This is a genomic window from Galactobacter valiniphilus, assembly GCF_003575975.1.
Lineage (GTDB): Bacteria > Actinomycetota > Actinomycetes > Actinomycetales > Micrococcaceae > Galactobacter > Galactobacter valiniphilus.
Genome location: NZ_QQXK01000008.1, coordinates 45254 through 67125 on the forward strand (window position 1 = coordinate 45254; position 21872 = coordinate 67125).

Genomic DNA, 21872 nt, shown 5'->3' on the forward strand with positions numbered 1-21872 from the left:
TGGTTCCGTTCGCGTTGATGGTGCTGTGGCTGGGTGGTGCTAGATGGTGCGTGGCGTTGCTGCGGCCCAGACTACGGGCCGCTGCTCGAGGAGGGATCCGTGGACGACGGCGTGGTGCTCGGCGGTTCCGAGGAGCTTGGCGTCGTGCTCGGAGTCGGCTCATCCGGCTCGTCGCAGCTGAAGCTCAAGCCGCTCTCGCCGGGGTAGTCGATGCCCTTGTTCCCGATGTTGCCGGTCGTCTTGAAGCTGACGGTGATCTTGTCGCTGAAGGGACCAAAGTCCAACTTCAGCTCGGTACCGCTGGCGTATTGATCCCAGCCGCCCGTGTTGGCGCCGCCGGCACCGGAGACCTTGTACCACATCTTGGGCGCCGCGGAGCCCGTCGCGCGCGACGCCGCCGAGATCTTCCATTTATCCCCGTACGCCGGGCACGCGGTGCCGCCCGTCACGGTGAAGCCAAGGTCGAAGCCTTGCTTGGTCTGGGGGTTGGCCCCGGCCACCGAAGAGCAGAACTTGCGCTCGTCCGAGCGGCAGCTCACGGCCCACACCCACTGGGTCTTGTCCTGCTCGCCGAAGTTGCGCCACGCGCCGTCGTTGTTTGCACGGTCCCAGCCGCCGTCCTCGGCGGAGGGCTTAGCGGACGAGTCGGTGATCTTGACGAAGGTGTACTGGCCCGAACCACCGCTGATGCGGTACTTGGGCTGCGCGCCGTACTTGCCGTCGGTCCCCGTGATGCGGTCTAAGTCCGTGTCGACGCTCGGCTTGTCCACCGAGACTTCGATCTCCTTCGTGGCCGCCTGATCGCAGAAGAGGCCGTTGCTGACCTGCACCACAAAGGCGCGTTCGTCGTTGCGGGAGAGGTCGCTCGACCAGCTCGTCCCGCCGATGTCGTAGCCGGAGAGCTCGGGCCGGCACTGGCCGGCCTGGCTCGCCGCGACCACCCGCGAACGGGCGGTCGCACCGCCGTCGTTCACGTCCCACGTGGCCTCGATCTTGGTGCCGCCGCCGGAGATGCCGGCCTTGGCGTTGCTCACGCTCGGTGCGCCCACGGCCGTGACATCTCCCGTGGCCGCCTCCGAGTCGCCGGCGAGGTTCGTCGCCGTCACGGCCAGCACATAGTGCTGGCCCGGCTTGATCTGGCCGTCCTTGAGGGTCGCGGACGTGGTGCCCTCGCCGTAGCTGAACACCGAGTTCAGACCGGCCCCCGTGATCTTGAGCTGGTAGCCGCTGATCGCCGAGCCCCAATCGGCGGCCTCGGGCGGCTGCCAGCTCACGAGCAGCGTGTGGCCGCCGCGGTCGCTGTCAGACGGCACGGCCTTGACCGAGCGCGGCGCGTTGGGACGCTTGTCCATGGTCACACTGGCCGAACGCCCGGACCACGCGCCGGCACCGAGCGCGTTGCTGGCGCGCATCTGGAAGCTGTACGGCTTGCCGTACTCGAGCCCCTTGACCACGCAGGCCTGCGGGTTGGAGCACGTGCCTGAGGGGCCCGAGTCGCCGTTTGCACGGTACTCGTAGCCCGTGATGGGAGAGCCGTTGGCGTCGGCGCCCGGCACGCTCAGGACCACGGTGCGGTCCTTGGGGCGCTGCTCCACGATGCTGGGGGCCTGGCTCGGCGCGTCCGGCACGTCCTGCACGGTCACGCGCAGCTGCCCCACGGCCTGGCGATGCGGATCTCCGGTGGAGTCCTGAATCGTGTAGACGATCGTGGAGACGCCGGTGTCGGAGTCGTCTGACGCGCGCACGGTCACCTTGCGCTGGCCGTCCGCGGTGGAGACGGAGACGCCCTTCACCACGGATTCCGGGCGCACGCTGACCACGCTGAGCGAGCGGTCGGGGTACGGGCTCACGTCGTTGCTGAGCACGTCGACCGTCACGGCGTCGCCGCGGCGCACCGTGGCCGTGTCGTCGGCGGCGCGCGGGAGTGCCTTCTGCGAGCGGCTGATGGTCACCGTGGCGGTGGACTCGGCGCTCAGGCCCTTCGCGTCCACGACCTTGAGCCGGATGGTGGCCGTGCGGCCCACGGTGTCGCCCTCCACCGCCTTGAGCTGGAGCTTGTCCCCCACCACCGAGAAGGTGAGCAGGGCCGGGTCGCCGCCCGTGGCCGAGTACTTCAGGCCCTGGGCCTGCTGTTCGCCGCCGGCCACCTCGGTGAGGGCGCGCAGATCCGTCACGTGGCTCGCGCCGGATTCGAGCGCGATGCTCGCGTCCTTGAGCGTGGGCGGCTGGTCCTTCTTCGAGTTCACGGTGATCTTCAGCGTGAGCTGTGCCGATTCGCGGCCGTCCGTTGCCGTGAAGGACACGGTCGCCTGGCCCCAGAATTCCGGGTCGGAGCGGAAGACAAGCTGGTTGTCCCCGCGCACGGAGGCCTCGCCGTTGGAGGCGGTCACGCTCTTGGGATTGCTCACCGTGACCGGGCGGTTGTCGGCGGCGATGACGTGATCCGCCAGCTTGATGGCCAGCTCCTCGCCCGAATCCACGCTGAGGCTGGGCGCGTCGGTGCGCAGCTCGGGCTTGGCGTGTTGCCGGCCGGGAACCGTGATGAAGCTCGTGGAGCCGATGCCCGGGGCGTCCTTGCGGGAGACGGTGAACGGGATGACGGCCTGGCTGTCTCCCACCCTCACCTCCACCTGGGAGTCCGGCAGCACCTTCGCCTCGCCGTAGCCCTCCGGCACGGACACGGCGAGGTCAGCGGCGGAGCCCTCCGTGAACGTCGTTGCCGAGAGGACGTCCACCGGGACGGTGTCGCGGTCGGCGATGTCGGTCAGCGCCAAGCGCCGGTCCTGGGTGGTCGGCGCGGCGAGCGGCGCGTCCTTGCGCACATCGATGTAGAGCCAGGCCTGCGAGGCCGCTCCGGTCCGGTCGCTCGCCGTGTACAGCACGGCCACGGTGCCGGAGGAGCTGGGCGTGCGCAGGGTGATCCGGCGATTCTCCACGGCGGCCTTGGCGCTCTCGGGGATGACGCGGTCGACCACCACCGACAGATCGCCGCTCGCGTTGTTGGTGTCGTTGGCTGTCACGTCCACCGACAGGGCGGTGTCGGGCCGCGTCGTGATGAGGTCGTCCTGGGCCACGGGCGGGGCGGAGGCCGTGGCCGCCGCGTCGATGCCCACGCGGATGGTGCCGCTGCTCGCGGCGCCCAGGGCGTCCACCACCTGATACGTGAAGCTATCGGTGCCCACGGAGGCCGGGTTGGCCGTGTACTCCATGACGTCGCCCTCGAAGACGACGGAGCCCTTGCTCGGCTGCTGCAGGACGCCGTTCAGGCTCACCGAGTCGCCGTCCGGGTCGGCGCCCGCCAGCGGGATGCGCACCTTGACGGCCTGTCCGGCCGTGGTGCGGGCCGTGACAGTGGGGGCGCTTGGCTCGCGGTTGCCCGCCTCGTCGCGGCCGATCACGTCGATGCGCACGCTGCCGGTGGCCGTGAGGCCGCCGGCCGAGGTGATCTGATAGCGCGCCGTGTACGTGCCGGGCGTCTCTGGCGCGAGGTAGCGCAGGCGGTCCCCCGCCGCCACGAGGAGTCCGGCCTTGGGCCGCTCCACGAGGTCGCGTACAAGGGTGATGGGCTTGCCGTCGGCCTGGGAATCGTTGGCGAGCACGGCGATGTCGGCGACGTCGCCGGCGCGCGCCTTCACGGCGTCGTCGCGCGCCACGGGGGCCTGTTCCTTGGTGGGCTCGGGCACCCTGACCACGATGAGGTCGCCCGTGGTCTTCTCCGTGCCGTTGGAGACCACGACCTTGAGCTTCTGCGGCGAGACGACGTCGCGCGTCAGCAGGACGCGCAGGTGCTCGCGTTCCACCACCTCCACGGAGATGCCCGCCTCGGTGGCCTGCGAGACGGAGTCGATGCTGAGCACCTTGCCCGCCGGGTCGTAGGCGTTGGCCAGCACGTCGACGTCGGTCGTGTTGTTGAGGTAGACGAAGGCCGTGGTCGGGGAGACGACGGGCGCGGAGGCCCCTTCGGGGGCCCGCTGGGTCTCGACGCGGATGATGCCGGCCGCCGTCTCGTTGCCCTGGCCGTCGCGCACCGAATAGCTCACGCGGTGCGTTCCCGGCTCGGAGGGGATGATCCGGACCTTGCCGTCGGCATAGCTGGCCGAGACCTTGAGCGCCGACTCGGAGCCCTCCGCCGGGGCCGCCTGCGCGAGCGTGAGGTCGCCCGTGCCGCCGCGCGCCGCCTCGAGCGGCAGCGTCACGAGCTCGTTGCCCACGTAGCCGCTGAGCGTGTAGTTCTCGGCGATGATGGGCGCCTTGCCCTTCGCGTACACCGTGACGGAGAGCGTGCCGTCGCCCGTCGCGCTGCCGTCGGAGACGCGGATGCGCGCCTGCTCCACGCCGGGATCCCCCCCGCCCTGGCTCACGTCCACCCGGCCCTCGGGCGTGGAGGCCGCCGAGCTCGGCGCATCGAGCGTGGCGCTCGCGAGGTAGATGGGGTCGGACTCGGGATCCACCCAGTCCTGCAGCACATTGATGGAGGACTTGCCCTCCACCACAAGCGAGGTCTTGCTCGGCCTGGCCTGTTGCGGCGCGGTGTTGACGTCGGGGCCCACGAGGTTGACGGTGGCGGTCGCCGAGGCCTTGCCCCCGCGGCCGTCGGAGATGCTGTAGCGCAGCGAGAAGGAGCCGGTGGCGTCGTCGCGCGGCGTCAGCTGCAGCTTCTGGCCGTTCTCCACGATAGACACGTCGGCGCGCAGCTCGTCCGCCCCCGACACCTCCGTGATGATGAGCGGGTCCCCGTTGGGGTCGGCGTCGTTGAGCAGCACGGGCAGCAGATTGGCCCGGCCGGCCCGCGCCCCGAAGGCGTCGTCCTTGGCGACGGGGGCCTTCTGCTGCGCCTCGGGCTCGGGCGGCACGTCCAGATCGTCGCGCTGGCGCTCCACGATCTTTGACTGCTCGGCGAAGTCGTCCCAGTTGTTGATGAGCGCCCCGCCGTTCTGCAGGGACCAGGTGGCGCCGCTCGTGGGCTCGGTGGCCACCACGGTGTCGGCGTTGCTGCGCAGGAGCAGCGAGGCCACGGGGACGTCGCCGCGCAGCGGGAAGGTCTCCGGATCGCGGCCCTCGCACCATTGGACAGCGCGCTTGGAGCTCCACGCGGCGTAGAGGCACGCGCCCACGCGTTGCGGGGCGGCGGTGCTGCCGTCCACGGCGGAGACGGGGAGATCCACGCGATCCTCGTTCGCGCGGGCCACGGCGAGGCCTCCGTTGTGTGCCAGCGCAACGTCGCCGGGCGTCGTGGTGGGCGCCTGCAGCCGGCCGGACTCCGGGTCGGTGACGACGGCGCTGAGCGAATGCAGGCGGTTCTTGAACCACAGCTCGTTGGAGGCCGGGTTGTACACGGCGGGGTCGCCGCCGATGAGCGAGACCTGCGCCTTGGCCGCCGGCTTGGAGAAGGCGACGTCGTAGGACTTCGTGGCGCCCTGGAAGCCCACGCTGACGCGGGAGGCCTTCTGGCTGTAGCCGGCCCAGCGGCCCTCTTGGTCCACGGCCACGACGGCCTCGACCCCGGCCTGCCCGTCGGGATCGGCGCTGGGCTCGAAGCCCTGCACCTCGCCGAGCGTGCGCACCCAGACGTCGCCGTCGGTGGGGTCGAGGATGGCGATCCAGCTTCCGGCCGCCGCGACCTGCGGCTTGCCGGGCGGGAGGTTGACGGCCCCCACCGGCTCGGCCTGCGCCGGGTCGATGACGGAGAGGGTGTTCTTCTCCGGAACGTGCAGGATCACGTGCTCCGGATCCTGGGCGATGGTCTGCCCGTCCCCCTCGAGCTTGATGGCCGTGCTCAGCTTGGAGATCGCGGTGTTCGCGTGCCCCAGGAGCGTCCGCTGCCCCGAGCTGACCCACACGGACGCATCCGAGAGATCCTGCTCAGAGCGTTCGTAGCCCTGCGCCACGACCGCGATGCCGGCCACGAGCGCGATCGCCGCCGCGCCGGACGCCGTCGCCACAAGCGGTCCGCGTCCGGTTCCCTTGCGGTCCCCCCTCCGCCAGAAACTCATCTCAGCCAGCCTCCCCGCTGCGCGCGCATCGGGGGCTGCTCGGGGCGCCCACCGTTCCATCTCTCACCACGGCGACGGTCACGCACACGCGCGCGCCTCCCTTGGTCGTTTCGACTCGATAGCTCGTTTGTGCCTGCTGCACGGAGGGCCGGCCCTCCACCCGCACCTCGTAGGCGTCCGCCTGTCCCGCCGGCGCGGCCCAGGAGAACACCACGGCGCCGGGCTCGGCCGCGGCGTCGATCGACGCGATCTGGCCCGGCGAGACGTCCCACGGCTTCCACCACGCCAGCACGGCGGCGGCGGCCACCACCACGGCGGCAGCGGCGGCGGTGACCCACTGCCAGCGCTTGGCCTGCCGGCGCATCGGCGTGAAGCCGCCCGAACGCAGCTGCGTCGCGTCGTCGAACTGCGCCACGGCCGTGGCGGTGGTCCGGCGCCGGCGGCGCCCCGTGGTGTCGGAGGGCGCCCCGCCCGCGTTCAGGCGCGCCAAGCGCCCCGTGACGGTGCCTGCGTGACCCACGGGCGCGTCGTCGTGCACCGAGGGAACCGGCAGCGGCGCCTCCGCCGCAAGCTCGAGGGCGCTGGGCCGCAGGCCCAGCTGGCTCTCGGCGAGCTGCAGCCGGTGCAGCACCTCGAGCATCGATTGCGGGCGCTTGGCCGGGTTCTTGGCCAGGCACTGCAGGATCACGTCGACGAGCGCGGGCGGCGCGTCCGGGCGCTGGATCGGCGCCGGGCCGCCGCGTCCAAGGATGCGCGAGGCGAGGGCGCGCCGGTCGTTGGGCCCCTCCTCCTTCTCGTACGGGGAGCGCCCCGTGAGCAGCGCGTACAGCGTGGCGCCGAAGGAGTAGATCTCGGAGAGCACCGTTCCCGTGCTCTGCCCGTCCAGCAGCTCCGGCGGCGCCCACGGAACCGAGAGGCCCACCTGCGCCGCGTCCTCGGCCTCGAGGTGCTCGAGGGTCGCGGCGATGCCGAAGTCCGCGAGCACCGGACGGTCGAAGGTGGTGATGAGCACGTTGGCCGGTTTGATGTCGCGGTGCAGCACGCCGGCGCGGTGCGCCGTCTCCAGCGCGGCGCCCACCGCCAGGCCGGTCGCGATGACCTCGCTCGCGGCGATGCTCTCGCGGCGGAAGCGCTCACCGTAGCCGCGCGGGCAGAACTCGGTCACGAGGTACGGCCGCCCATCGGAGGCGATGCCGGCCTCGTACATCGTCAGCACGTGGGGATGCGTCGCGAGGTGCGCGAGGGTGTTGGTCTCCTGCAGGAAGGCCGTGCGCAGGTCCCCCTGCACCGTGTTGGTCAGGAGCACCTTCACCGCGATGGTGCGGCGCGGCATCGCCTGCTCGTACAGGAACACATCGGCAAAGCCGCCCGTGCCCAGGGCGCGCACATGCGTGTATCCGGGCAGGACGGGGGGTGTTCCGGGCAGGCGGCGGGCCATCAGCTCTCGCCCCGCTCCACGATCGTGATGACGACGCCGTCGCCGAGCTCCACGACGGTGCCGTCGGAGACGGGCACCTCCTCGCCGTCGCGCAGCCGGAACGGCGGCACGCCGGCGCTGCGGACGCGGGTGCCGTTGGTGGACCAGAGGTCGCGCACGAGCACCACCGAGCCCTGGCGGCGGATGGCGGCGTGGGAGTGCGAAACGCCCGTGCCCGTGGGCACCACAACAAGCCCGCGGGCGTCGCGCTCGCGGACCTGGGCCGGGCTGGGCGTGCGGCCGATGACGATGGTTCCGGCCAGCGGGACGTCCCGCGTCCCGTGGGCGTCCTGCACGAGCAGGCGGGTGCCGTGCTCCTCCGCCGCCGGGAGCGGCGTCGGTGCCGGGGGCACGCGGTGGGCGGGCGCCACGCGGGGCGCACGCTGCTGGCGCCGCCCCACGGTGGTCAAATCGGGGTCCACGTCGGGGGCCAGTTCAAGGCCCGACGGCGCGAGGCCGGGTGCCGCCGTACCGGCGGCCGGCGGGGGTGCCACGACGCCCGACGGCGCGGCGAGGGCCCGCGGGGCGGCGGCCACCGTGGCGTCGGAGAGCAGGCCGCGGGGGCCGACCGTGGTCAGGTCCGGGTCCTCCGGCTCGGGGGCCTTCGGCGCCGGGGCTGCGGGCTCGGCTGCCACGGGCTGCGGGCTCGGAGCAGTGGCGGACGCCGGCGCAGTTGAGGCCGGCTCGGACGCCGGCTGGTGACCACCCGCGGGAGCGACCGCGTTTGTGGGCTGCCCGGCCTGCGCGGGCTGCGCGGGCTGCTGGGGCGGCGCGGCCTTGAGGGCGCGCGACACCACCGTCGTGAGGTCGGGGTCCTCGTCCGCCGCGGCAGGGGCTGCGAGCGGGGCGGGCGGGGCCGGCTCCACCGACGGGGCCGCCGGCGCGGGGGGCGTGAATCCCGGGGCGAAGGACAGGGGCTCGGCGGGGGCGGGAGGCGACGATGCGGCGCCCTGGGGCGTCGAGCCGCCGGAGCGGAGAAGGGCCCTCGGCGCCACCGTGGTGGCGTCGGCGTCCTCCGCCTCGTCCAGGGTCGTGGACCCCGCGGACGTGTGTCCCGGCTCGGCGACCGCCGGGGCACCAGCGGGCGTGGCCGCGGTCGACGCGGCTGCGGGCGGCTGGGCTGCCGGCGGGGCGACCGCGAGCGCCTCGGCGGACGCCAGGGGCGCCCCTGCACGGGCCTGCTCGGGGGCCGCTTCGGGGGCCGGTTCGGGCGGGGTCGCCGCGAGGGTGGTCCCCGAGACCACGGGACGCGTGAACGAGAGCGGGCGCGCCGCGGGGACACGATCCGCGGGTGCCGGTGACGGTGCACCGGGCTCGGCGGGGAGCTGGACGGGAGCGCTCGCCGGCACCGGGGCCCCGGGCGCCGCTCCCGACGCGGGGGCCGTCGCCGGTGCGGAGGCGGCCTCTGCCGCGGCAAGCACGGCGCGACGCCCGCGCTTCCTGCCCACGGTGACCGTCGCGTCGTCGTACTCCGGCTCCGGTGCGGACCCGCGAGTGACCCCGGCGGACGCGCCGGGCGCGGCAGAGAGCTCTTGACTGCGGTCGAGGGCGGCGGAGAGCACGTCGATCCCCACGAGGGTGTCGTCCGTGTACTCCTCGAGCACGGCGCGCAGTTCGCTCACCAGGATGGTGCCGTCGGCGGCGTCCTCGTGATCGTGGGAGACGGCGGGCAGCGCTCGCGTGTGCTTGGCCGGGGCCTCCGGGCCCAGGACGGTCAGGCCGATCACGGCCTCGAAGCGGACGGGGCTCCCGTCGGCCGGCGCGAGCGCCGAGCTGCCATCTGGCAGGGTGACGGCGAGCGCGGCGCCGTGCGCGAGCCGGACGCTCACGATCCCGGCGCGCGTCATCAGGCTCGACTCAGGCTCGGTCGTCGGTTCCACCTCGACCGTCACCGCGTCGCTCCAGGACGCCTCGATTCGCGTCAGCACCGCTTCCCCCTTGTGTTCTTCCGCGGGCATCCCCCGATGATCCGTCCCTCCATCATGACAGGCGCGCCGTCGCTCGGCGGAACCGTACGTCCCCGGCTTACGCCAGCGACACGTCGATCGGGACCTCGCCGAGCCAGAGCCGATCGCCCGGTTCGATCCAGAACGGCTCGTGCGGCTTGGCATCGTAACGGGCACCGGCGTGCTCGACGCTCGTGCCATTGCCGGAGCCGGCGTCCACCACGTTGACGCCCTGCGGGGTCAGGAACAGTCGCAGGTGCACGCGCGAGGAGGACTTGAGCGGGTCGACGAGGGGAACACCGATGAGCCCCTCGGCGTCCGCGGTCTCCTGGGGCTTGCGTCCAAGCACCGCGTCGTCGTCCACGATCACGGCGCTGCCGTCGGCAAACGTCAGCAGGACGCTGTAGCCGTGCAGCGGGGCCGGGTAGTCGGCGCCGGCCTGCGGCTCGGGCGGCAGGGTGCTGGCTGCGGCCGCCGCGGGCGAGGCGGCGGGGGCCTGCGGGGTGCCCGGCTGCGCGGCCGCGAGGACCGCGGGGTCCACCAGCTGCCCGCAGTTGAGGCAGAAGCGAGAATGGGGCTTCAGTTCCGCACCGCAGAAGTTGCACCGCACTGGCATGGGTTCTCCCGTCACTGTCTCGCCGGAGGTCACCGGCGCATCACGATATTAGCCGCCCGCGCCGCGCACGTGCTCACCGTTAACGGTGGCCAGTACCAGGTCTTGCAGTCCCCCGGCGTCCAGCCCGGGCCAGCCGTGCAGCGCCGAGACGTACTCGGAGGGCAGGGCCGCGGCCCCGTACACGGCGCCGGCGAGCGAACCCGCGATCGCGGCCACCGTGTCGGTGTCGTGGCCGCAGCGGACCGCGCGTTCGAGGGTGTCGAGGAGGCCGTCGCCGTGGCGCAGCGCCGAGTACGCGGCCTGGAGCGCGTGGACGACCCAGCCGTTGTTCGGGAAGTCGCGCGGCTGCTTCGCCTCGGCCTCGTCGAGCAGGGCGCCCCAGCGGGCGGCGGCATCCTGCCCCAGGTGCGGGAGCTGGCCCCGGACGTCGAGGCGCCCTGTCAGCACCGCATGCCGGATGGCCAGCGACCACAGGACGCAGGCCTGGGTTGCGTCCTGCTCGAAGTGCGTGAGCTCGCTGACCCTGGCCGCCGCCTTGGCGACGGTGTCCTCGACACCGAGGCCCAGGTAACCGAGGGCCACCGGCCCCGTGCGCATGAGCGAGCCGTTTCCGGCGCTGCGGTTTCCGTTCTCCAGGTGCACCCGGTAGGAGGAGGCGCGCGCCACCGCCTCCGTGGGGGTGCGGACCAAGCTCAGGACGGCACGGGTCTGGATGCCCACGTCCTTCGCGCCGAGGCTCCAGTCCTGCCATTCGGCCACGATGCGCCCCAGGGCGGCCGGGTCTTCCAGTGCATGGCCGGCAGCGAGCTCGCGCAAGATCGGGACCGACATCGAGGTGTCGTCGGTCCACTCGCCGCGCTCCCACGGGCCGCCGGCCTTGAGTTCCACCGGAGTGGAGTCCGGTAGCGAGGGCTGGAACTCGTACGGCGCGCCGAGGGCGTCCCCTACCGCGGAGGCCCAGACGACGCCGAGCGCCCGGTCGAGTGCCAGCTCATCAAGCATGTTTGTCCTCGCTTCTCACCTGGCTCGTGTCACCACCCCGCGATGCACGGCGGGCGGGTGCGCCCAGCCTACGACCTCGCTCTACGCCGCGATAGCGCGGCGCCACCGCGGAGGTGGGGGCTGGCCCCACCAAGCTGACGCTCATGCCGCTCTTGGCTGTGGCCGCCTGGCTCAGCGTGCGCCACCGCCTCGGCGGCCCGGGCCGCGTCACGTTCGCGCTCCTGCTCGCGGCCGTCGCGCTGTCCTGGCTCGGCGACGGCGCCGCGACCTTCACGCCGTTCCTGCCGACGCTCCCGGCTATGCTCGGCTTCTTCGGCCTGGCCCACGTGGCGTATATCGTGGTGTTCTGGCGCCGCCTCGCCGTGCGTCCCCTCGCTTGGGCTGTGGCGTGGCTCCACGTGTGGTGGATCGGCATGGTGCTCACCGTGGCGCCCCACGCCGGCGGGCTCGCCGTGGCCGTCGCCGCCTACGGCATCGTCCTGGCGTGCACGTGCGCGGCCTCCTGGCGCGGGCCGTTCCCTGCCTGGTGTGGAGGGATCGCCTTCCTCGCCTCGGATTCGATCCTGGCCTTCCGGCTCTTCCTCCCGGACATGCCGCACTGGACCTCCCCCGCCGTCATGCTCACGTACGGCGTGGGGCAGGGCCTGCTCGTGTGGGCCGCGTGTCGCGGACTCAGCTCTCCTGGTCGAGGCGGCGAATAACCACCTCGAGCAGCCGGGCGAGCTCGAGCCGCTCCTCGCCGCCGAGGTCCTGCAGCACCTGCGCCTCGATGACGTTTGATTCGCGGATGGCACGGCCGAAGAGCTCGCGCCCGTTGTCCGTGAGATCCACCAAGACTCGCGTCCGGTTGTTCTCGTCCACCGAGCGCTGAATCAGCCCGCGCTCCTCGAGCTTGTCGAGGCGATGGGTCATGGAAGAGGAGGCCACGTGCCCCAGGTGGGCAAGCTGCCCCGGGGTCAGCGGCTCGCCGGCGCGGGCCGTCGCGGCGATGATCCCCCACTCCCCCTGACTCAGCTCGAGCACTCCGAGCTGCTGCGTGTACCAGCGATCCAGGCTGCGGTTGACGCCCTGCAGCGCCGTGATGACGCGCTGCACCGACTCATCGGCGCCGGCCGCGACGTAGGCCGCGACGGCTTGACGGTGCACCTCGCTCGGGGAGAGTGTTCGCTGGCTCATAAACGGATTCTCGCACGGGGCTCCACGCGCTAGACTTTCGATGTCGAAATATTCGATCACGAAACTCTTGGCCCGGGGCGACCCCGCCAAGCCATCCACGAAAGGTTGCCCGTGCGCGCCCGCCTGCTCATCCTCGCCTCGGCCATCGGCTCACTCGGATGGGGCGCCGTGCTGCCCTATCAGTACGCCTATGCCGCCGAGACACGGGGCTGGGGCCCGCTCATCGCCGCCGCGGCTTCCTCGGTCTTTTCCATCGGCGCGCTCGTCGCCGCGCCCCTGGCCGGCCGCCTCGCAGACCGTTTCCACCCCGTCCTCGTGGTGGTCATCCCCCAGCTCTTCGCCGCGCTCTCGGTGGGCTCGCTCGTCTTCGTGGACGACCCCTGGCTCTTCCTGCTCGGCATGCTCGGCTTCGGGCTCGGTCTCTCCGCCGCGGCGCCCGCCAAGCAGGTCCTGGCCCTGCGCTGGTCCAGCGGCGAGGAGCGACGCAAGGTCTTCGCTTACAAGTTCACTGGCGAGGCGCTCGGCATGGCGATCGGATCCTTCGTGGCCGGCCTGCTGGTCGACCTCGAGCGCAAGGACGGCCTCAACCTCGGCTTCCTGACGGCCGCCGCTGGCTTCATCGTCTCCTCCGCGCTCATCGCGCTCGCGGCGAGGGGCGACCGAGCCGGCGTGGGCGCCGGCGGCGACGCCGCGTCGTCGGGCACCGATGGCGACACCGCGCAGGGCCACGGGGATCGCCGCGGGGGCGCCCTGCGCCTCATCTTCGCCGAGCCCGCCATGCGGTGGATCGCGGTCGTGACGATCGCGCTTGCCCTCGGTTTCTATGCCCAGTTCGAGTCCGGCCTCCCCGCCTACGCCCTCACGATCCTGGACGCGGAGGCCTCCACCATCGGCATCGCAGCGGCCGTGAACTGCATCGTGATCGTTGCGTTGCAGGTCATCATGCTCAAGCTCACGGCCAAGCGACCGGCTCCCGTGCTGCTCATGGGGGTGGGCACCATCTGGGTCGCCGCGTGGCTCGTCCTCGCATCCGCCGAGTTTGCCCCCGGCATCGCTTCCGCCCTCTTTGTGGTCAGCTTCGGCGTCTTTGCCGTGGGCGAGACGATCTACGCGCCGGTGCTCAACCCGCTGACCGCCTCGCTCGCGCCGCGCGGCATGGAGGGGCAGACCCTCGGAACCATCGCCGCCCTGCAGACCGCCTTCTCGGCGGCCGGGCCGCTCGTGGCCGGCGTCCTGCTCGGCGCCGGCCTGCCCGAGGCCTTCCTCGGGCTGCACCTCGGCTTCTCGCTGCTCGCCGTGTTTGCGGCCTGGCGCATCCACCGCCTGCTGCGTTCGCGCAAGCTGAGCACCCGCACCGAGGTGCTGCCCGTCGTCCCCGCGCCGGCTAACCCGCCGGAATACGAGCGGGCGGCTTAGCCACCGCGACGCTCGTCCTGGTGCCGCTCAGGAGCAGGCTCGCCACGGTGCACAGCACGGCGGAGCTCGCGAGCGGGACGTCCAGCCCGTAGACCGCGATGCCCACGCTGGGCAGGATGAAGAGCACGACGGCGCAGGGCAGCGCCCAGCGCGCCGTCAGCCTGGCGGGGCCGTGGACATCGGACAGTTCGAGGCGTGCCGTCGCGAGCGAGATGAGCCAGACGCAGGCCAGGACCAGGATCAGCATGAGCGTCCGGGTGGCCCACCAGATGCCGCTACCGGGGTTCGGCATGGGCAGCGGGAGCAGAAGTTGCAGGCCCGTGAGCGCCACGATCACCGGAACATGCCACAGGTAGATAGACATGAGCCGCGAGCCCACCAGGAACACCGTGGCCTGGGCCCAGCGCTTGCTCATGAGCCGCGTGAGGGGCCGGTGCAGCAGGGTCAGGAGCGCCGCCTGCGCCAGGCCGAGGGCCGCGAGCGGCAGGGTGGGAGGCCACTGATTGCTCAGCATGCTCGCCGAGTAGTCCCCGAAGTAGACCATGGCACCCACGCCGGCGTAGCCGAGCACAAGCAGGCCCACGAGCTGCGCCCTCGAGAGGGCCGCAAACCACCCATCCTTCATGGCAAAGCCCAGCTGCTGGCAGAAAAGCCAGACAAAGGCGATGTTCGGCAGCCCGAAGAGCTCGTCGCCGATGCCGTAGCCGTCCGGGTGGACACGCCCCAGGCCGAGCCACCAGATCCCGACGACGAGGCGGATCACGTCCGTCACCAGGGCCGCCGCGAGCAGGCCCCAGAGCGTGAGCCACGGCGCGCGCTCGTGCAGGCGGATCATCCACGGCGCGAGGGCCTGGACGAGCATGAAGGCCCCCAGGAACCAGAGCACCGAGCCGACCGGAATGGCCACGGCCTTGAGCAGGGCCGGATCGACCCCCAGCAGCGTGGCCGTTCCGAGGCCGAGCGCCAGGAAGGTGTACAGCGGCAGCGCTGGGCGCGCGAGCCGACGCAGCCGGGCGCGCACGAAGTCGCCGGCTCCGCCGCCCTTCGCCCGGGTCGAGGCCCAGCCGACACGCGCCGCGAAGCCACCGATGACAAAGAACAGCGGCATGATCTCGGCCACCCACGTGGCCGGACTGATCCAGGCGGTCCCCTCGGCGGGGGCCACAAAGAACGGGGAGCCATCCGCGTTGCGGCCCACACCCACGAGGGCGAGGTGCACGAAGACGACCACCGCAACACAGAAGACCCGGGCGAGATCCAGGGTCAGGTCGCGATGAGCGGGGATCTGTCGTGTGTCCATGGCCACATCGTATTCATCCATCAATTGGATGATTAGAGATCCGCGAGAAATCTTTCTCGGACGGCCCCCTGGGGACGCCAAAAAGGGCCGGATCCGTGATGGATCCGGCCCTTGGTGGTCGGGCTAGCGGGATTTGAACCCACGACCTCTTGACCCCCAGTCAAGCGCGCTACCAACCTGCGCCATAGCCCGGTGAACGTCTTTGGTTTCCCTTGAACGTCCTCCGATAGCTTACCCCATAAAAAGCAATGCTCATGACCACGGGTGGGTACTCGACCTCACCAAGAGCTCTGGAACGATCGATTCCCCGACCGATTCATCCTCCGCCCCCTCCAGCCGCGCGAGCAGATGCCGGACGGCCCGAGCGCCGAGCGCCTCGTACGACTGCGCCACCGTCGTCAGCGGCGGCGTTGCATAGGCGGCGAGGGCGATGTCGCCTACCCCCACCACCGAGACATCCTCCGGGACGCGGCGCCCCCTGGAGTTCAGGGCAGACATCACCCCGAAGGCCATCTCATCGCTCGCGACAAACACGGCGCTCACCTCGGGCATGCGGGCCAAGAGCTCCCCCGCCCTCTCCCCCGAGCGCGGGGACCAATCCCCCTGCAGCACGGGCGGCGCCTCGATGCCGCGCTCGGCGAGCACCTCGAGCCATCCGGCCTCGCGGGCGTCTGCATCCACCCAGCCGCGCTGGCCCGAGACGTGCCACACGCTCGGGTGCCCGAGGTCGAGGAGGTGCTCAGTGGCCAGGCGGCCAATCTTGTGCTGATCCACGGCCACCACCTGCGCCCCATGCTCCAGCGAGCCGTCGAGCGAGACCGTGGGGATGCGGACGGCAAAGGAACCCAGGTCGCCCGTCGAGGACCGGGTCGGGATCGCGAGGATGACGCCATCCACCCCCTGCTCCTCGAGGCGGGCGAAGGCGGAAGCGACGTCTTGCGGATGGGAGGAGGTGGTCGCCGAAATCGTCACTGAATAGCCGGCCTCACGGGCCGCCAATTCCACGCCGTGCCCGATCGCCGCGCTCGAGTAGTTCACCGAGGGAACCTCGATCAGGCCGAGCATCTGTGTTCGGCCCGAGGACAGGGCCCGCGCAGCGCCATTCACGCGGTAGCCGAGGGCCTGCACGGCGGCCTCCACCTTTTTCCTGGTGGCCGGTTGGACGTTCTCGAGACCCCTGAGCACGCGCGACACCGTCTGCGCCGACACGCCCGCCCGCTGCGCCACCTGCGCCATGTTCGGCCCGCGTACGGCCTCACTCACCCTCGGCATCGCCATCCTCCTTCAGCACGGTCGGGGTCCCGGCCCCGGCCCGGCCCCGGCCCCGGCCCCGGCCCCGGCCCCGGCAAGTCTGGCAGATGAACGTCTTCCAAATCCACCTGTTGTTATGGCTAACATTCTGTGTGAGCATGGTCACTATCACTCGGGGGAACGGTGAGCTCGGCGCAAGAGCGTCTCAAGGAAGCCCCGGTAAATCAACAAAGAAGTCACCATGCAGCGCAAGAAAGCCACCGCGGTCTTTGCCGCCGGCGCCGCCATCCTTTCCCTCACGCTTGCCGCGTGTGGCGGGGGTTCTGGCAGCGCTAACACCTCGACCTCGGGCAGCGCGAGCGGCGCGAGCAGCTCCGCCACCGGGGGATACCCGGCCGCCGCGAAGGAGATCACGTTCTGGGGGTGGGCCCCGGGATACGACAAGGCCGTCGAGGCCTTCAACTCCTCGCAGAGCGCCATCAAGGTCAAGTACGAGGAGATCTCCCCCGGCGCCAAGGGCGGCTACGAGAAGATGCTCAACTCGGTCAAGGCCAACCAGGGCACCTGCCTGGCCCAGGTCGGCTACGAGACGCTGACCTCCTTCGCCGCTCAGGGCGCCCTCGAGGACGTCTCCAGCTACGCAAAGTCCTCCGAGTCCGAGTTCGCCCCGGGCGCTTGGAACTCCGTGAAGATCGGCGAGGCCGTCTACGGCGCGCCGGTGGATCAGGGCCCCATGGCGCTCTTCTACAACAAGAAGGTTTTCGAGAAGTACGGCATCGCCGTTCCCACCACCTGGGCCGAGTACCAGGCGGCGGGCAAGACGCTCAAGGAGAAGTCTTCCGGCAAGGTGTCGCTGACCTCGAGCTACCTCAACTACGACTTCGCCGGCTTCACCTGGCAGGCCTCGGCCCCGTGGTTCGGCGTGGAGGGCGACTCCTGGAAGGTCTCCATTTCCTCCGACGCCACCAACAAGGTCTCGGCCTACTGGGACGGCCTCGTCAAGGACGGCGTCATCTCCAAGGCCCCCATGTGGGATCAGTCCTGGTACACGGGCCTCTCCGATGGCACCATCGCGACCCACGTGGGCGCCGTCTGGATCGCCGGCATCCTGAAGGGCGACGCCAAGGGCGGTTCCGGCGACTGGGCCGTTGCTCCCATGCCGCAGTGGAACGCCGGCGACACCGCTGTGGGCAACGTGGGCGGTTCCGCCAGCGCCGTGCTGAAGGGCTGCTCCGATCCGGAGGCCGCCTGGACCTTTGCTCACTGGATGAGCACCGACAAGGACGCGTTCGCCGGCCTGGTCGACTCCGCTGCCCTGTACCCCGCCGCCACGGCGCTGCTGGATCTGCCCGCGCTGGCTAAGGAGGACCCGTACTTCGGAGGCCAGAAGATCTTCGATGTGTTCAAGGACGCGTCCGGCAAGGTCGTGACCGGCTGGACCTGGGGCCCGAACATGCCCGAGACCGTGAAGACGCTCGATGACCAGCTGGGCAAGACCTGGAGCGGAACGCAGACCTTCGAGGAGGCCACCAAGGCCACCCAGGAGAAGACCGTCTCCGACCTCAAGGCGCAGGGCCTCAGCGTCGCTGAGTGACCCACCGAGGGAGGGGCGGCCCCGGCCGCCCCTCCCTCCCCTGTTCGCAGCCCGCACCCCTGGATCCAAGGACACCCATGACCACGCCAACGCTTCGCACCTCGGGAGGCGCCCGCCGTCGGGCCACCCGCTCGGCCTGGCTCTTCCTCCTGCCGTTCGCGCTCCTGTTCCTGCTGATGTACCTGGTCCCCCTCGGCTTTGCCGTGGTCCAGAGCCTCTTCAAGCTGCAGCGCTCAGGCCTGGGTCTGAGCGCTCCGACCCTGACCTTCGATCCGGCCTTCAACTACGGCCGCCTGTTCGGCGACGCCGACTTCATCGCCTCACTCGGCCGGGTGGTCGTCTTCGGCGTGGTGCAGGTGCCGATCATGCTGGGCCTCGCGCTCTTCCTGGCGCTGCTCATCGACTCGCGCTCGGCCAAGCTCAAGGGCTTCTACCGCCTCGCGGCCTTCCTCCCCTATGCCGTTCCCGGCGTGATCTCCGCCGTCATGTGGTCCTTCCTCTACTCCCCCGTCACGAGCCCGCTCAACAATGCCCTCCAGGACGCCTTCGGCTTCACGCTCCCCTTCTTCAGCGAGTCGTGGGTCCTGTGGTCCGTGGCCAACATCGTCACGTGGGGATGGACCGGCTACAACATGCTGATCATCTATTCCTCCCTGCAGACCGTGCCCACCGAGGTGATCGAGGCGGATCGCCTTGACGGTGCCTCGTCGTGGCGCATCGCGTGGAGCATCAAGATCCCCATGGTCCGTCCGGCGCTGATCCTCACCACGATCCTCTCCATCATCGGCTCGGCCCAGCTCTACAACGAGCCCGCCGTGCTGCAGCCCCTCTCCGGCGGCACCATCACCAAGACCTTCACGCCGCTCATGTCAGCGCAGGCGCAGGCCGCCGCGCAGAACTACCCGTACGCCGCGGCGCAGGCAGTGGTCATCGCGGTGCTCGTGGGCGTCCTGAGCATCACCTTCTTCAAGATCACGAATCGAGGCGACAAGTGAGCACGACAGCCACCGAGCCCACACCGGCCCCCGTGCCAGCTGACTCGCCGCGCTCCCAGGCCTCGGCGCGCCGTCGCCTTGATCCCAACCGTCCCTCCACGCTCAGCCGCTGGGGCGTCATCGCGATCCTCACGCTCTCGGCCGTCTACTTCCTGCTGCCCCTGTGGTGGATGGTCATGGCCTCCATCAAGCCGGGCGGACGCCAGTTCGAGGAGCCGGGCCTGTGGTTCAACGGCTTCGACTTCTTCGGCAACGTCAAGGCGCTGCTGGAGATCAACGACGGCATCTTCCCGCGCTGGATGCTCAACTCCATCGCCTACGCGGGCATCTCCGCCGTGATCGGGACGCTGCTCTCCGCCATGGCCGGCAACGCGCTGGCCAAGTACCGCTTCCGTGGGCGCGGCCTCGTGTTCGGCATCATCCTGGCCGCCGTGCTCATCCCCAAGGTGATGTTCACGCTGCCCCTGTTCCTCATGTTCAACTCGGTTGGCCTGCTGAACAACCCGCTCGCGGTCATCCTGCCCAGCGTGGTGTCCCCGTTCGGCGTGTACCTGGCCCGCATCTTTGCCGCGCAGTCGGTGCCAGACGAGGTCATCGAGGCCGCCCGCATCGACGGCGCGAGCGAGGGCAAGATCTTCTTCCGCCTCAGCGTGCCCATGATGGCACCCGCCCTCGTGACGATCTTCCTCTTCCAATGTGTGGAGGTGTGGAACAACTACCTCCTGCCGCTCATGGTCCTCAACGACACCTCGATGCAGCCCGTGACCGTGGGCCTCGTGGGCTGGGCCGGCTCCAACGGCCAGCAGGCGCCCGCCGGCCTGATCATCGTCGGCGCGTTCCTCTCCGTCATCCCGCTCGTCGTCGCCTTCCTCTCCCTGCAGCGCTTCTGGCCCGCCGGCCTGACCGCTGGAGCCATCAAGTGACCCGCCTGTCCCTGGTCCAGGGCGGCCTGCTGCGCGACGGCGCGCCCCACCGGATCGTCTCCGGCTCCATCCACTACTTCCGCGTGCACCCGAAGCAGTGGGGGGATCGGCTCGACCGCCTCGCCGCCATGGGCGCCAACACCCTCGACACCTACGTGACGTGGAACTTCCATGAGACCTGGCCCGGCCGGGCCGATTTCGACGGTTGGCGCGACCTCCCGCGCTTCATCGAGCTCGCCGGCGAGCGCGGCCTCGACGTCATCGTGCGCCCCGGGCCCTACATCTGCGCCGAATGGGACAACGGCGGCCTTCCCGCCTGGCTCACGGGCCGGCCAGGCATCGCCCTGCGCACCTCCGACCCCGCGTACACCGAGGCGGTGGACGCCTGGTTCTCCGTCCTCATGCCCCGACTCACGCCCCTCCAATCGGATCGGGGCGGGCCCATCGTCGCCTGGCAGATCGAGAACGAGTACGGTTCCTACGCCGACGACGCCGAGTTTATGGAGTTCAACCGCGAGGCGCTCGTGCGCCATGGGGCCACCGAGCTGCTCTACACGGCCGACGGACCCACGGAGCTCATGCAGGACGGCGGCTCGCTCACCGGGTCGCTGTCGGCCGCCACCTTCGGCTCCCGCCCGCAGGCCTCCTTCGCGCTACTCGAGGCTCGTCGGCCAGGCACCGCGCTCATGTGCGCCGAGTACTGGAACGGCTGGTTCGATCACTGGGGCGAGAAGCACCACGTGCGCACGCCCGAGTCCGTGGCGGCGGACGTCGACGCGATGCTCACCGCCAACGGTTCCGTCAGCATCTACATGGCCCACGGCGGCACCAACTTCGGGCTGTGGGCCGGCGCGAACCACGACGGCGTCTTGCAGCCCACCATCACGAGCTACGACTCCGACGCCCCCCATCGCAGAGGACGGCACGCTCACGCCCAAGTGGCACGCACTGCGGGGAGGTCATCACGGCCCGGCTCGGCACGACGCCGCCGGCACCCCCCCGGCCGCGCCGCGCTTCGTCTCGCCGAGCCAGGCGTTTGTTTGGGTTGGCACCGCCGAACTGGCCCTGCCCGCCCACGGGGCCTCCGGCCCGTCGTCGAGCCTTCCCGTGCCGCCTAGCTTCGAGGACCTCGGTCTGGGCTCCGGCCTGGTGCGCTACACCGCTCATCCGCTCCTCCCCCGCGGCGGCGCCCCGCTCGTCCTCGAGGGGCTGCGTGACCTGGCCACCGTGCGGGTGGATGGGGTGGCGGTGGCAGCCTTCGACACCGAAGCGGCGGCCTCCGGCGTGGAGCTCGCCGGAGAGGGGCTCTTCACGGGGGCCTGAGCCTGGCCATCGCCTCCGACGTTCCCCCGGGCGCGGGGCTCTCCTCCTCCGCCGCCCTGGAGAGCGCCACGGCGCTGGCCCTCAACGATCTGGCCGACCTTCGCCTGAACCGGCACCAGCTGGCGGCCGCCGGGCGCCGCGCCGAGAACGAGATGGTGGGGGCACTCACCGGCATCCTCGATCAGCTCGCCTCGTTGTTGTCCCCGTCCGACGCCGCACTCCTGCTCGATTGTCGCGGCGGCGAGGCCACCCCGGTGGCGCTGGGCTTCGCGGCGGCGGGGCTTGCCGTGCTGGTGGCCGTCTCGGGCGTGCACCACAACCTCGCCGACGGCGGCTACGCCCAGCGGCGCGCCCAGTGCGAGATTGCTGCCCAGGTGCTGGGGGTGCCGGCGCTGCGCGACGCGAGCGCCGCACTGCTCGAGGCCCGCAGGGAACGCTTGGGCCCGCTGGTGCACCGCCGGGCCCGGCATGTCATCACCGAGAATGCGCGGGTGCTGGACACCGTGCGGCTCGTGCGGGAGGGCGAGGCGCGGGAGATCGGCGGCCTCATCACCGCCTCGCACGCCTCGCTGCGCGATGACTTCGAGGTGTCGGTCCCCGAGCTGGACGCGATCGTCGAGGCCGCCGTGGGGGCCGGGGCGCTGGGCGCGCGCAGGGTGGGCGGCGGCTTCGGCGGTTCGGCGTTGGCACTCGTGCCGCGCGAGCTGCTGCCGCAGGTGCGGGACGCCATCTCGGGGACCTTCGCGGCCCGCGGGGTGCCCGCCCCACCCGTCGTCGAGGTGGTCCCCTCCGCCCCCGGGCACCGCGAGGCCTAGACCCCGGGGCCGTCTACTCGCTCACACTTCCCGACCCGGGGCGCA

General features: G+C 71.2%; 16 protein-coding genes, 1 tRNA gene and 1 pseudogene. 9 read left to right on the forward strand and 9 right to left on the reverse strand.

Translation table 11 applies throughout. From position 1 onward, the window contains the following. Positions 1 to 71: 71 nt before the first annotated feature. The 5 genes from DWB68_RS05390 to DWB68_RS05410 form a co-directional block, all read right to left on the reverse strand. Positions 72 to 5942: an Ig-like domain-containing protein gene (locus DWB68_RS05390; protein WP_119424124.1), complete on the reverse strand. Its 5871-nt coding sequence runs from the start codon at positions 5940 to 5942 to the stop codon at positions 72 to 74. A gap of 52 nt (positions 5943 to 5994) precedes the next feature. Next, positions 5995 to 7431 carry a serine/threonine-protein kinase gene (locus tag DWB68_RS05395; RefSeq protein ID WP_119424125.1) on the reverse strand — a complete coding sequence of 479 codons (1437 nt, stop codon included), beginning with the start codon at positions 7429 to 7431 and terminating at the stop codon, positions 5995 to 5997. Continuing rightward, the gene (locus DWB68_RS05400; protein WP_147391592.1) at positions 7431 to 9398 is read right to left on the reverse strand and encodes an FHA domain-containing protein; all 1968 of its coding nucleotides are present in this window, start codon (positions 9396 to 9398) and stop codon (positions 7431 to 7433) included. The genes DWB68_RS05395 and DWB68_RS05400 overlap by 1 nt, the downstream gene beginning before the upstream one ends. 97 nt (positions 9399 to 9495) lie before the next feature. Continuing rightward, positions 9496 to 10032 (reverse strand): FHA domain-containing protein, encoded by a 537-nt coding sequence (locus tag DWB68_RS05405; RefSeq protein ID WP_147391593.1) that lies wholly within the window; start codon positions 10030 to 10032, stop codon positions 9496 to 9498. 48 nt (positions 10033 to 10080) lie between these two features. Continuing rightward, on the reverse strand, positions 10081 to 11034 hold the full coding sequence (locus tag DWB68_RS05410; RefSeq protein ID WP_119424128.1) for an ADP-ribosylglycohydrolase family protein: 954 nt from the start codon (positions 11032 to 11034) through the stop codon (positions 10081 to 10083). A gap of 113 nt (positions 11035 to 11147) precedes the next feature. Here DWB68_RS05410 and DWB68_RS05415 point away from each other — a divergent pair, with 113 nt between their 5' ends. Beyond that, positions 11148 to 11735, forward strand: coding sequence for a lysoplasmalogenase family protein (locus DWB68_RS05415; protein WP_267896937.1), 588 nt, complete (start codon positions 11148 to 11150; stop codon positions 11733 to 11735). Here the strand turns inward: DWB68_RS05415 and DWB68_RS05420 are convergent. Next, positions 11707 to 12210, reverse strand: a complete 504-nt coding sequence (locus DWB68_RS05420) for a MarR family winged helix-turn-helix transcriptional regulator (protein ID WP_119424129.1) — start codon at positions 12208 to 12210, stop codon at positions 11707 to 11709. The two genes, DWB68_RS05415 and DWB68_RS05420, sit on opposite strands and share 29 nt — an antisense overlap. A 111-nt stretch (positions 12211 to 12321) precedes the next feature. On the opposite strand from DWB68_RS05420, the gene DWB68_RS05425 reads away from it, so the two are divergent. Next, positions 12322 to 13626: an MFS transporter gene (locus DWB68_RS05425; RefSeq protein WP_119424130.1), complete on the forward strand. Its 1305-nt coding sequence runs from the start codon at positions 12322 to 12324 to the stop codon at positions 13624 to 13626. On the opposite strand, the gene DWB68_RS05430 is transcribed toward DWB68_RS05425, so the two are convergent. The 3 genes from DWB68_RS05430 to DWB68_RS05440 all read right to left on the reverse strand — a co-directional run bounded on the left by DWB68_RS05430 (position 13595) and on the right by DWB68_RS05440 (position 16198). Further along, a complete protein-coding gene (locus DWB68_RS05430; RefSeq protein WP_158588216.1) occupies positions 13595 to 14926 on the reverse strand; it encodes an acyltransferase family protein in 1332 nt (443 codons plus the stop codon). The two genes, DWB68_RS05425 and DWB68_RS05430, sit on opposite strands and share 32 nt — an antisense overlap. A 115-nt stretch (positions 14927 to 15041) precedes the next feature. Next, positions 15042 to 15118 (reverse strand) — tRNA-Pro (locus tag DWB68_RS05435). A 60-nt stretch (positions 15119 to 15178) separates the two neighbouring features. Next, entirely contained in the window at positions 15179 to 16198 is a 1020-nt protein-coding gene (locus tag DWB68_RS05440; protein ID WP_199700387.1) for a LacI family DNA-binding transcriptional regulator, read from the reverse strand. Between the two features lie 220 nt (positions 16199 to 16418). Between DWB68_RS05440 and DWB68_RS05445 the strand changes: the two genes are divergently transcribed. The 7 genes and pseudogenes from DWB68_RS05445 to DWB68_RS05460 all read left to right on the forward strand — a co-directional run bounded on the left by DWB68_RS05445 (position 16419) and on the right by DWB68_RS05460 (position 21827). Then, the gene (locus tag DWB68_RS05445; RefSeq protein ID WP_119424133.1) at positions 16419 to 17771 is read left to right on the forward strand and encodes an ABC transporter substrate-binding protein; all 1353 of its coding nucleotides are present in this window, start codon (positions 16419 to 16421) and stop codon (positions 17769 to 17771) included. A gap of 77 nt (positions 17772 to 17848) precedes the next feature. Beyond that, positions 17849 to 18766: a carbohydrate ABC transporter permease gene (locus DWB68_RS05450; RefSeq protein ID WP_119424134.1), complete on the forward strand. Its 918-nt coding sequence runs from the start codon at positions 17849 to 17851 to the stop codon at positions 18764 to 18766. Next, positions 18763 to 19689, forward strand: coding sequence for a carbohydrate ABC transporter permease (locus tag DWB68_RS16385; RefSeq protein ID WP_233548632.1), 927 nt, complete (start codon positions 18763 to 18765; stop codon positions 19687 to 19689). Before DWB68_RS05450 ends, DWB68_RS16385 begins: the two co-directional genes overlap by 4 nt. Then, complete coding sequence (locus tag DWB68_RS05455; RefSeq protein WP_199700388.1) at positions 19686 to 20807, forward strand: glycoside hydrolase family 35 protein; 1122 nt, start codon at positions 19686 to 19688, stop codon at positions 20805 to 20807. Before DWB68_RS16385 ends, DWB68_RS05455 begins: the two co-directional genes overlap by 4 nt. Next, positions 20797 to 21012, forward strand: a complete 216-nt coding sequence (locus tag DWB68_RS16390; protein ID WP_199700389.1) for a hypothetical protein — start codon at positions 20797 to 20799, stop codon at positions 21010 to 21012. The genes DWB68_RS05455 and DWB68_RS16390 overlap by 11 nt, the downstream gene beginning before the upstream one ends. A gap of 8 nt (positions 21013 to 21020) precedes the next feature. Further along, positions 21021 to 21152: pseudogene (locus DWB68_RS17275) on the forward strand (GHMP family kinase ATP-binding protein); the annotation flags it as partial. Positions 21153 to 21164: 12 nt separating this feature from the next. Further along, positions 21165 to 21827: a galactokinase gene (locus DWB68_RS05460; RefSeq protein ID WP_199700390.1), complete on the forward strand. Its 663-nt coding sequence runs from the start codon at positions 21165 to 21167 to the stop codon at positions 21825 to 21827. Positions 21828 to 21872: the final 45 nt, after the last annotated feature.